Consider the following 11963-nt stretch of genomic DNA (forward strand, 5'->3'; position numbering starts at 1 on the left):
TTCACTCCTTCTTCATCAACCTGACGTAATTTAGGCATAGTTGTTGGAAATGCCCTACAATAAAACTAGTAGTAACCTAAATTTGAACGTTATGAATGCAACAAAGAAAATACTTTTCGGCATGCTGCTTTTCACCGGTATGCTGATGCAGGCACAGGTTTCGGTAAACGTAAATATAGGTTCGCCGCCTGCGTGGGGGCCTGTGGGCTATACTGATGTAAGGTATTACTACCTTCCGGATATCGCTACTTACTATGACATAAACGCGGGGCAGTACATTTATGTAAGCAACGGTAACTGGATAAGGGCATCGGTGCTTCCGCCGGCCTACAGGAGCTATAATTTATACAACGGCTACAAGGTTGTGCTTACCGACTACCGCGGCGCTACGCCTTATGTGTATTACAAAACACATAAGGTGAAGTACCCTAAAGGATACCATCCGGCGCACCAGAAAACTATTGGTTTGCCACCGGGACAGGCGAAAAAAACTGGCTGCAGGCGGACCGGGTAACGGACCGAAACACAAACATAAAGGTGGTCCGGGCCATGCTAAAGGTAAAGGCCACGGAAAGCATTAAAAATTTAGCCGGCTATGTGCCGGTTTTTTTATGGGCTGAAGTCTTAAGTGGTTAACTGCATGTCGATGCGCAGCTTGGTGTTCATGAAAGCTTCAATGGTTTCCACGTAGTCCACCTCATCCCAATCGGTATCTTCGTGGATGTCTTCAAACTCTTTTCCCCACTTTATGAATTCGGCGACGTCTGAACGCGAATCGCCCGAGCAGAAACCGCGCTGGCCGGCCATAAAGGCGATATCGGCAATAGACTCAAACAGTTTATTATCCTCAATTGTGTATTGTAAGTCGTTCATGTGATTGATGATTTTGGTTGACGGCAAGGTTGCAAAAATTTGGTTACACACCACAAAATCAGGCATTAAGTTATCAACCATGTTATGCACGCATAGCTGTAAGGCGATACTTTCAAAACCGCCCGGACATTACCTGCTCTTTACAAATTTCTCAAAAACAAATGATCTAATTTACTGATTTAGCAAATCTTTAGTTCACATATACCGTCCGAGCAATGTCTGTAAAATAAATTTATACATTTAACCCTATAAAAAGCAGGGTAAAATGGAAAAAAGTGTTGAAAAAAGATGGATAGCCGCCTTTATTATTACGGCAGCAATAGCAATCACCGGATTATTTTGGGAGCATGCCCATATTTTTGACCGCTCGAACGAGTTTAATTCTACAGACACCATTATACCTGCCGATGTTGCTTGGCTGCTCACGGCTTCATGCCTGGTATTGCTTATGACACCCGGCCTCTCCTTCTTCTATGGCGGTATGGTAGGTAAGAAGAACGTGATTTCTACCATGCTAAAAAGCTTTATCTGCCTGGGCGTTATAAGCCTACTGTGGGTGACCGTGGGTTTCAGCTTGTCTTTTGGTGATTCTGTCGGGCTCACTATTAACGGTGTTAAATACGGACTCGTGGGCAACCCGGCAGATTTTGCGTTTTTTGATTATGTAGATGAGCACCCTCACTCAAAAATGGCGAGCACCATACCATTCATACTTTTTGCGCTGTTCCAGATGAAGTTTGCCGTGATAACCCCTGCCATCATTACCGGTGCACTGGCCGAACGTATCCGCTTCATTTCATTCCTGCTATTTATCTGCCTGTTTTCGATATTCATCTATGCCCCGCTATGCCACATGGTATGGCATCCGAATGGATTGCTGGGCGCTTACTTTGGCGTAAAAGATTTCGCTGGCGGAACGGTAGTGCATATGAGCGCCGGTTTTGCCGCCATTGCGGGAGTACTTTGTCTCGGCAAAAGGAAAAATTTAGAGTATATACCTACCAATATTCCTTTCGTTTTACTGGGCACCGGCATGCTATGGTTCGGGTGGTTTGGGTTCAATGCCGGTTCAGCGCTGGCAGCTAATCATACCGCGGCTATGGCTTTTGCCACTACTACTATAGCCTCGGCATCGGCTATGCTAACCTGGGTGTTTTTTGACAGGCTCAACGGACGGAAAGTGTCAGCTTTGGGCGCATGTATTGGCGCGGTTGTGGGCCTTGTGGCTATAACTCCCGCCGCCGGGTTTGTATCAATACCCAAAAGCATGTTCTTCGGATTTATTGCCGCAATTGTCTCAAACGCCATGCTTAACTGGAAATCTCTAAAGAAGATAGACGACACCCTCGATGTTTTTGCCTGCCACGGTGTAGGCGGTATTATGGGCATGATACTTACAGCCATTTTTGCCGAAGTTGAGGGCGGGAGCCTGCTGCACGGCGGCTGGAACATATTTGCCCACCATATGATGGCATTGGTGCTGGTAGCGGCGTTTTCGTTCTTCGGGGCCATGCTGCTTTACAAAGTCACTAACCTGATTATACCACTGCGTGTATCGGAAGAAGCTGAAAAGATGGGGCTTGACCTAAGCCAGCACAACGAGATGCTGGGGTAAAACAAAGAAGGCTTCCGCAATTAGGGAAGCCTTTCTTTTTATTTGAAATACAAGTTAATCCTTCACCAGCTTCTGCGATTCGGTTTTACCGTCGGCAGTTGTGATGTTTACAATATAGATACCTTTTCGGTATTGGCTCACATCAACATCTTGCGATGTCTCTTTACCGGAAAGCTTAGTACTGTACATAAGCATACCTTCTATTGAAGAAATGGTTACTGTTGTAATGCCTGCTTCGGCAGAGACAGTCAAGCGGTCATGCGCCGGGTTGGGATACATAGAGAAGAGGCTTGACCTAATATCTTTAACAGGTACTGTTGATGACATTTGAGATGACTGCCGCTCTGTTATTCCTCCGCCTTCACAGTCCTGAATGCTTGCCCAATAGTTAGAGCCGGAAGCAATATGGACATTAGGCTGTAATACAATAAAATCACGGGCGTGCATTTGAATATCTGTACTTGTAACAATGTTGTAATTAATATGAGCCGTAATAGAACTTCTGTTATTGTAATTAAAGACTGGATATGACTCTGATGTAAGGGTAAGGGGTGTACAAGGTTGTTGTTCATGCCAATGCACCCATTGAGGGAGGCCAGACCCTGACTTACCCGATATAAAAGCGCCAGCGGATATAAACCCTGGGCTGGCAAAGTTATTGGGGTTAGTAATAACCGGTAACGAGGTTAATAATCTAGCTGCGCAATATATCCTGCCGTCAATACCTAGTTGTAATGAGCCTGATTGAGTATATGGAATTGATAATCTTAGGGAAGTTGTGTTTGCTGTACGTACTAATTGTGTTCCCGTAATATAGTAAACTAATTGACTGTCTGGTGAAAATTCTAAACCGTACATTATACCTCCCTGTATGGTAACCGGATCAAAAATTACAAGGCCTGTTGTGTTATTAAATGACCCCAATGCGATTTCGCCGGGACTGGTATTAAGGCCCGCACCGCCAGCGCGATAAGCAATTCCTATGCGTTGGCCATTAGGACTTATTTTCATTTGGCCTAAAGCCGCCCCACTGTTGGTAGCGCCATGATTAATGGTAACGGGAGCTGCAGTGAAGCTGCTTAGTGTAACACTTGTTGCAGTTACATGGTAGCTGTATACCCATCCGCGTATTTGCGCAACAATCCAGTAATCAATGCCATTGCTATGCTTGGCAGATGTCATTTTTTCTGATGAAGTACCATAACCGGTTGTAATAGGAACAGATAAATGATCGAGTAAAGGTGTGTTGTTTGGCAGCACCACATCTCCTCCTCCCGGCAAAGACATGTCTACGATAGAATAATAAAGCCCATGTGGCGGGATTACTGGAGGGGTACCCGATAAACCACTAATGGTAAATATGTAATATTTCTGAGGACTTCCCGGCACAGGGACAACCACAGCGGCTTGTGTGCTTGAGTCGTCACCAATTAAGGGACTTGTTGAAGAATTAGGCATCACTGTATGTGCGGCATTATAAACCGAACGCCCATCTGTGTAAAATAATAGGGTACCTGCCTGGTCAGACACCGTTGCACAACCTTCTATAGGCGTCATGGCACTTCCGTTTAGTAGTGCAGTACCTAATGAAGGAGGTATAAATTTTAAACCACCGTGGTCACCAAAATACCAGTTAGCATTTTGCAGATTCTGCCCAAAGCAATTTATGCCAAACAGCATAAAGAGCCCTATGTATAAATATACGTTTCTCATGTTTTTATATTTAAGATTAAACGTATAATTATTGTTTCGCCATTAAAGCCTTCACTGCTGCTTTAAGTTCGTCAATCTCTTTTGCTGCTGCGCCAGTTTTTTATTCTGTTCGGTAAGCTGCTTATCTTGGGATATAGCATATAGTGTAAGCTCCTCAATTTTTTCCTGCTGTATGCGGGCCATATCGCCAAGCTCTATACCGTCTTCCTTAACCTGTTTAGCTGATGGAACATTTGGCAGGTGGCCATTTGCAGCAATGTATTTTTCAACTTCAGGCAGTGATGCAAGTTTGTAGTCATCAGCAAAAACATAGTCGGCCCATGTATTGGCAAGGCTTACGCGAACTTCCTCAGTAAGTATTCCGCCTTTTACAAACAGTTTATACCCACTTACGTTTACACTACCAGCTGTTGAAGGAAAGCCATCAGCAGAGCCTGAAGGGTGCGCCGTTCCGCCAATACCCACCTTACCAGCTGCAAAATCTCCATAAATTAAAGGTGTTGCAGTACTGTTATTTGAAATATACAGCTTGTTGCTTCCTGTCTCGCTAAAGCCCGCACCATTTCCTATAAATATATTACCAGATCCTGTTGTAGTAAATCCTGCCTGTGTACCTATAGCTAGGTTTTCTGAACCTAAAATACCGTTACCTGCCTGAAATCCTATTAGTGTATTATTATATCCTGTTTGATTAGCCAGACCAGCATTGCTGCCTACAAAAGTATTTGAAATACCCGAAGTGTTAGCCACACCGGCATCAGTCCCTACAAAAACATTATTGATATTTATATTTTGGCGGCCTGCCCTAAATCCTATAGCCACCGTACTTGATCCCGTAGAATTCTCACCTGATAGCGCTCCTAAAAATGTATTTCCTGTTCCGGCTGCATTACCAACACCTGAAGCATGGCCAATGTATACGTTTCCACCATATGCCCCTGTGTTTGAGAGTTGGCCTGCCTGTCCGCCAATAAATACATTGCCTCCACTTGTAGTGTTACTATGGCCCGCCAAAGAACCTACAAAAACATTAGCTTCTCCTGTAGTGTTTTGCATGCCGGATACCCATCCTAGAAAGACATTCTGAGAGCCTGAAGAATTGGCTGACCCGCTTGAAAAACCAACAAAAGTGTTGCTACTGGCCAAGTTATTAAAACCAGCCCCGCTACCCACAAAAGTATTTTCATTTCCGGCAGCACAGTTAATTCCTGCCTGATATCCCAGAAAAGCATTATCTCTCGCACCAATAAAATTTCTGCCAGCCTGAAATCCCATAAATGTATTTCTGAAACCCGTCGGTTTGATAGTACTTGAGTTGCCCATTCCTGTTTCGTGGCCTACAAATGTATTAGCCCCTTGGTTAGTCCCACTTGCATCAGACCATCTTCCTGCCCTCACTCCAAGAAAAGTTGAGTTGTTTCCGTATCCTGCTCCCCCGGGAACATATACCCCGCCGTTATCCTCTCCAATACCTGTTGTTAAGGGTGTCTGAACAACCTGCCCAAACGCCGTACCGGCAATAGCCAATACTCCTGCAATAAATAAATTTTTTGTTTTCATAAGGTAAATTATTATGTGGTGAAATTTTTAAAATAAATCTTGAATGCGTAAAGTAAAATGAGGCTGCCCTAAATGGACAGCCTCCTATATTAGTCCTTCATCAGTTTCTGCGATTCGGTTTTACCGTCGGCAGTTGTGATGTTTACAATATAAATACCTTTTCGGTATTGGCTCACATCAACATCTTGCGATGTCTCTTTACCGGAAAGTTTAGTACTGTACATCAGCATACCTTCTATTGAAGAAATGGTTACTGTTGTAATGCCTGCTTCGGCAGAAACAGTCAAGCGGTCATGCGCCGGGTTGGGGTACATGGTAAATAGGGCTTTTTTATACATATCAGGATCACTTGGTGATGACATACGTGCAGTTGCCATTTCAATAACACTCCCCTCTTCACAATCTTCAATCTTAGCCAGCGCAAGAGACCCCGACTTAATATGCGTATTAGGTTTCATAACCACAAATGCACCAGCTTTCATTGTAATGTCATTCCCTGAGTTAATAGTGTACGTATTATTGGTCGTTACACTGTTAGACGCTTGGTATACATGATTTGAATTGGTTTCAGGTACGCTAAGGGTAATATCCGGAATACAACTTTCTTCTTGTGAAGGTATTAATTGCGGGAAAGGCGATATACCTCCACCGTTTAGTGATATGTGATTAACCTTTACTGCAGAAGTTAAATAAGAATTTGGATTTTCAATTTTATGCAGATATGTGTTCCTTCCCGAATTTGTATATGTGGAACCTACAAGAACATTGCCATACTTGTCTTTTTGAATGAATGAAAAATATGCTGATGGAGTGGTTGAACTGATTTGTTCATATAAAAGTCTTGGGGCGGTACCTGAGGTAAGATCTTTTGCAATTACTTCACCATCATTGCCTGTGCTTATGTGAGGACGCTTGTAGGTGGCAAAATATGCTGTTTGTAAATCTGGGGAAAGCTCAAAATTATAAGATACACTATTGCTATATGAAAGTGGAATTGAATTATAATTACTAAACATCCCCGTTAAACTATTAAATTCTAAGCTGTAAAAGCGTGCATATTGACTAACCGGATCTGTGTTAGCATTTTGGAGGCTTGATGATTCAAGACCATATAATTTAGAAATTGAGGGATTTTGAGCTACCCTTATCATGCTCCTGCGTATTCCACTATAAGTATTTTGTGTTGGATAGTAATTGCCATAATTATATATCTGATTTGATGTAAACGATGAAACTACAGGTGTGAGGTTTAAACCGGAACCATCAATTTTGTAACTTAACATACTGTTTTCATCTTGTACAACAACCCAATAATTACCATCAGAACTTCGTGCAGCTGTAAGTGGTGCATAACTACCTTTATGTTCAATGTATGAACCGGCATTTGATAACATTTTTGTTGTTGTCAACTCTGCCATAAAGGGAGTGGAATTGATATTAAGCACTTCACCAAGACTATTATTTGTAAAATCAACTATAGAATACATGTAATGCCCAGGAGGATCAACCCCGACGCAAAGACATATGTATTGTTCATTTTTTACAATATAATATTTATTGCTGTCACCTGGGTGCGGAATGATTATGACAGGTTGTGTGAAGTCTGGATAATAGCCAATTGTTCCATTGGCCATAACAGTATGATTTTTATTCCATACTTTTTTACCATCAGTATAAAACAACAAGTTACCATTGCTATCGCTTATTGATGCATAACCTTCATTATTCACTGCGGCCGGCACTACATTTACAGTATTGGGATTTGTTGAAAAAGTTAAATCTGAAGATTTTAACTGCCAGTGATTATTATAATCCTGCCCCAGGCAATGTATGCTAAACAGCATAAAGAGCCCAATGTATAAATATACGTTTCTCATGTTTTTATATTTAAGATTAAACGTATAATTATTGTTTCGCCATTAAAGCCTTCACTGCTGCTTTAAGTTCGTCAATTTCTTTTTGCTGCTGCTCCAGTTTTTTAGTTTGCTCTGTAAGAGTAATGGTTTGCTCTGTAAGCTGTTTGTCCTGAGCTATGGCATATAGCGTGAGTTCCTCAATTTTTTCCTGCTGTATGCGGGCCATGTCGCCAAGCTCTATACCGTCTTCCTTAACCTGTTTGGCTGATGGTACATTTGGCAGGTGGCCGTTTGCAGCTATGTATTTTTCAACTTCCGGAAGGGTTGCAAGCTTATAATCACCAGCAAAAACATAGTCGGCCCATGTGTTGGCAAGGCTTACGCGAACTTCTTCAGTAAGTATTCCGCCTTTCACAAACAGTTTATACCCACTTACATTTACGCTGCCAGCTGTTGAAGGAAAACCATCAGCAGAGCCTGAAGGGTGGGCCGTACCGCCAATACCTACTTTACCTGCATTAAAATCACCATATATAAGTGGTGTTGTAGTATTACTGTTTGCTATATATAGTTTGTTGCTGGCAGTTTCATTCTGACCGGCATCAACACCAAGAAAAACATTTTTAGAACCTGTGGCATTACGGCCTGCCGACTGGCCTACGAATACATTTTGATAACCTGTAGCGTTTAAACCTGTATTGCTGCCTACCATTATATTACCAAAGCCTGTGATGTTCCCTGCCCCTGCAGCATGGCCCACAAATACATTTTGGCCGTCGCCAACGTTACCTCCGCCAGTATGATTGCCTATAAATACATTGTATGAGCTCCCTCCGGCATTAATACCTGACTGAAATCCCATAAATATGTTCTCAGTACCTGTAGTATTTGAGCCGGTGTTTATCCCAATAAAAATGTTAGAGTCACCCGCGATGTGGGCTTGGCCTGACCCTCCACCGATAAACGTGTTATTACTACCTTGGTTTTGAAAACCTGATGCACTTCCTAAAAATGTATTATTGATACCTGAAATGTTAGCCCATCCTGAAGCATTACCCACAAATACATTAGCGCCACCTTCTGTATTAAATCTTCCTGCTTCATTACCGAAAAATGTATTTGTAGAACCAGAAGTTATTTCTGAACCTGCCCTAAATCCGACAAAGGTATTAAGTGTTCCCGTGTTTTTCACCGTTGCAATTCCGCTTCCCGCTAGTGTACCCATAAACGTGTTCTGTCCGGCACCAGTAGTACTTGCATATCTTCCCGCTTCTGCACCTATGTAGGTAGAACTGTTGCCTGATGCTGGTGTTAAGAATGAAATCGCTCCGTTATCAGTACCCAAACCTGTGGAATTGTTTGTTTCTCTTAGTTGCCCAAACGCACTTCCGGCAATAGCCAATACTCCTGCAATGAATAAATTTTTTGTTTTCATAAGATAAAATGATTAATTGGTTTGAGTTAAACCTACAAATATTTATGAAGTATTTTATGAAGACTTTATTAAGAAAAGATGAAATAACCGATATAATCGATTAACGGTGCTAATATTAACTTTTTAAATCCAGTTAATTATAACGTAGATATAAATTTGTAAATACTACATTAACTTAATCTCGTAGAATTATAACACCTGCTATGATAACAATAATGTCAACAAGCATATCTTGTATGAAATTAATTGAGTGAAGAATTTCACACTGCAAAGGTCGGTACATTTTTTGGTAGATGGATTACAAAACCCGTTCAAAAAACTACCGTTCATCGATTATTTTCTTAACATAAAAAACGTTAAATGCTGTACTGATCTTTCCCTGTAAGTCCGGCTAAAAGTGTGTATATTCGTATAAATTCAGTCATAATGAGAAAAATTAACTTTTTGTACGTAGGCATGTCATTGTTAACGATTTCATTCACAATGTTTTACAATATAAAGCCTAATGTTGAAAACGAGAAAAATACTATTCACTCACTGCTTGACCAGTGGCATGCCGCTGCAGCAAAGGCCGATCACGCTACATATTTTGGGATGTTAAGTGCTGATAGCCATTACATTGGCACCGATGCTACCGAAAATTGGGACAAAAAAGCTTTTGATGCATTTGCGAAACCGTATTTTGAAAAAGGCCGCGCCTGGGATTTTAAAGCTGTTGAGCGAAATATTTATTTTTCGAAAGATGGAAAAGTGGCCTGGTTTGATGAACTTCTCGACACCTGGATGAAGGGCTGCCGTGGCAGCGGCGTGCTCGAAAAAGAAGGAAAAACCTGGAAAATAAAACATTACGTCCTTTCTATGACTGTGCCTAATGAAGTGACAGACAAAGTTTTGCCTTATAAAGCACAGTATGAGGACGCCGTTATAGAAAAGCTTAAATCCGGTAAAAACTGATTGGAACGAAGATGACGCGGATTTAGCGGATGACCGCAGATTTCTTAAGCTAAACCTCTTTTGAGTGAAGCTAAATTCCCCCTTCGGGGGCTAGGGGGCTAGATGCTCCAGCATGTCCGCCGTCATCTTTTCTAAATCAAATTCATGCTGCCATCCCCAGTCTTTACGGGCGTTGTCGTCATTTATGCTTTGCGGCCAGCTGTCAGCGATCTTTTGGCGGAAGTCAGGGGCGTAATCAATTGTGAAACCCGGTATGTGCTTCCCGATTACCTCAGCTATTTCTTTGGGTGTGAAGTCCATAGCTGAAAGATTATATGATGAGCGTATCTTTACGCCCTCAGGTTTTGCCTGCATAATTTCAACGGTAGCTCGTATCGCATCATCCATATACATCATCGGCAGCCTTGTTTCTTCCGAAAGGAAACAAGTGTATTTGCCATCGCTCAGGGCTTTGTGGTAAATGTCTACAGCATAGTCGGTTGTGCCGCCGCCAGGTGGTGTGCTCCAGCTTATCAGGCCGGGGTAACGTATGCTCCGCACATCAACACCATACAAATTGTGGTAATATTCACACCAGCGCTCACCTGATTGTTTTGATATTCCATATACCGTACTTGGCTCCATTACAGTATATTGCGGAGTATTTTGCTTAGGCGTTGTAGGCCCGAATACGGCAATGCTCGATGGCCAGAATATCTTCTTGATCTTCCCGGCTTTAGCAAGGTTAAGCACGTGAAAAAGGGAGTTCATGTTTAAATCCCAGGCAAATGCCGGATTCTTTTCGGCAGTGGCTGATAATAGCGCTGCCATCAGGTACACCTCATCAACATTGTATTTTTCAATCACATCCTGCACCTGGTTAAAGTCAAGCGCATTAACCACTTCAAACGGCCCGGCTGCCACAAATGCTGCATCGCCCTTACGAACATCTGATGCTATTACTTTGTCACGCCCGTATGTTTCACGAAGTTTTTTGGTAAGTTCTGTTCCTATTTGCCCGCAGGCGCCAATGATTAGAATATTGCCCATAAGTTGTATTGTTGCGCAAATATAACGTTTTAGTATTACAGAATTTATTCTTAAACAAGGTTTATAAAACAGTTTATTGCCAATTTGTGATAAACAGCAGTATTTTTATGCATTATCTTAATGAATACATGCTAAATAGCAATGCGTTAAGTTTTTGTAAGCCTGATGCCCTGTTTGGCGCAACATTTGTAACTTTGTGAGCAATCATTTACTACATGAAATACATCAGCATCATAATAGCAGTTACGTTTGCAGCCACTCTTTTTTCCTGCGAAGAAGATGACAAGCAGCGCCGCATTGATACCATCCGCGCCGAAAAACATAATGACTCTATATTGAAAATCATCAGCAATAACTGGAGTTTTGAGGTGGCTCCGCCAACGCCGGCAGTACAGCAGCGCATTATGACCTGGTCCGAATGGAACCAGCTTATGACAGAATTAGAGCAGAAGCCTAAGGGTGGCATAAATGCTTACAAGCAAAAAACCAAAAACCTGGTTGACAAGGCCGACAGGGTAAGGCAAAACCTCCCTTCAATGTTTGCAAAGCCACAGGTATACAGTCGCCTGGGCGTATTAGTCACAAAAATAAAAGATTTATACACTTACCTGAATGTTGATGTAATACAGGATAAAAAAGTGCTGAAGCTGATAGCCGACACACGGCAGGAGATTACTTCTGTACAGAACCAGCTTGACGAGATAATCCGTATAAGCCAGATACCAAAAGAACAGGGCGAAGAAGAAATGCTGCGCGCGCTTGATACCACCCGCATGGCTAACCCTGACAGGATGATGCAGCCCGAACAAGTTACCCCTGCCCCCGGAATGGCCATGCCCGACCGTAACCGTACTTTTACTAAACCCTGAAACCTGAAGATTGAAGCCCGAAGTTTTAGATAAATACAGCCAGTCAGCCAAAGTTAAAG

General features: G+C 42.3%; 10 protein-coding genes. 4 read left to right on the forward strand and 6 right to left on the reverse strand.

Annotated elements, in window-relative coordinates; all coding sequences use genetic code 11:
• Positions 1-91: 91 nt before the first annotated feature.
• Positions 92-514, forward strand: a complete 423-nt coding sequence (locus LRS05_RS02235; protein WP_257866824.1) for a hypothetical protein — start codon at positions 92-94, stop codon at positions 512-514.
• 110 nt (positions 515-624) lie between these two features.
• Here LRS05_RS02235 and LRS05_RS02240 read toward each other — a convergent pair whose 3' ends face one another.
• On the reverse strand, positions 625-954 hold the full coding sequence (locus tag LRS05_RS02240) for a hypothetical protein (RefSeq protein WP_257866825.1): 330 nt from the start codon (positions 952-954) through the stop codon (positions 625-627).
• A 184-nt stretch (positions 955-1138) separates the two neighbouring features.
• On the opposite strand from LRS05_RS02240, the gene LRS05_RS02245 reads away from it, so the two are divergent.
• Entirely contained in the window at positions 1139-2488 is a 1350-nt protein-coding gene (locus tag LRS05_RS02245; protein ID WP_257866826.1) for an ammonium transporter, read from the forward strand.
• Positions 2489-2542: 54 nt separating this feature from the next.
• Here LRS05_RS02245 and LRS05_RS02250 read toward each other — a convergent pair whose 3' ends face one another.
• From LRS05_RS02250 to LRS05_RS02265, 4 genes are all read right to left on the reverse strand, one after another.
• Positions 2543-4201 carry a T9SS type A sorting domain-containing protein gene (locus LRS05_RS02250; RefSeq protein ID WP_257866827.1) on the reverse strand — a complete coding sequence of 553 codons (1659 nt, stop codon included), beginning with the start codon at positions 4199-4201 and terminating at the stop codon, positions 2543-2545.
• Between the two features lie 51 nt (positions 4202-4252).
• The gene (locus tag LRS05_RS02255; RefSeq protein ID WP_257866828.1) at positions 4253-5761 is read right to left on the reverse strand and encodes a hypothetical protein; all 1509 of its coding nucleotides are present in this window, start codon (positions 5759-5761) and stop codon (positions 4253-4255) included.
• Between the two features lie 89 nt (positions 5762-5850).
• Complete coding sequence (locus tag LRS05_RS02260; protein ID WP_257866829.1) at positions 5851-7491, reverse strand: T9SS type A sorting domain-containing protein; 1641 nt, start codon at positions 7489-7491, stop codon at positions 5851-5853.
• A gap of 175 nt (positions 7492-7666) precedes the next feature.
• Positions 7667-9052 (reverse strand): hypothetical protein, encoded by a 1386-nt coding sequence (locus LRS05_RS02265; RefSeq protein WP_257866830.1) that lies wholly within the window; start codon positions 9050-9052, stop codon positions 7667-7669.
• A gap of 426 nt (positions 9053-9478) precedes the next feature.
• On the opposite strand from LRS05_RS02265, the gene LRS05_RS02270 reads away from it, so the two are divergent.
• Positions 9479-10006 carry a nuclear transport factor 2 family protein gene (locus tag LRS05_RS02270; protein WP_257866831.1) on the forward strand — a complete coding sequence of 176 codons (528 nt, stop codon included), beginning with the start codon at positions 9479-9481 and terminating at the stop codon, positions 10004-10006.
• Between the two features lie 90 nt (positions 10007-10096).
• On the opposite strand, the gene LRS05_RS02275 is transcribed toward LRS05_RS02270, so the two are convergent.
• On the reverse strand, positions 10097-11035 hold the full coding sequence (locus LRS05_RS02275) for an L-threonine 3-dehydrogenase (RefSeq protein ID WP_257866832.1): 939 nt from the start codon (positions 11033-11035) through the stop codon (positions 10097-10099).
• A gap of 215 nt (positions 11036-11250) precedes the next feature.
• On the opposite strand from LRS05_RS02275, the gene LRS05_RS02280 reads away from it, so the two are divergent.
• A complete protein-coding gene (locus tag LRS05_RS02280) occupies positions 11251-11904 on the forward strand; it encodes a hypothetical protein (protein WP_257866833.1) in 654 nt (217 codons plus the stop codon).
• Positions 11905-11963 lie beyond the last annotated feature (59 nt).

The organism is Flavobacterium sp. J372 (assembly GCF_024699965.1).
In the GTDB taxonomy this organism is placed as follows: domain Bacteria; phylum Bacteroidota; class Bacteroidia; order Flavobacteriales; family Flavobacteriaceae; genus Flavobacterium.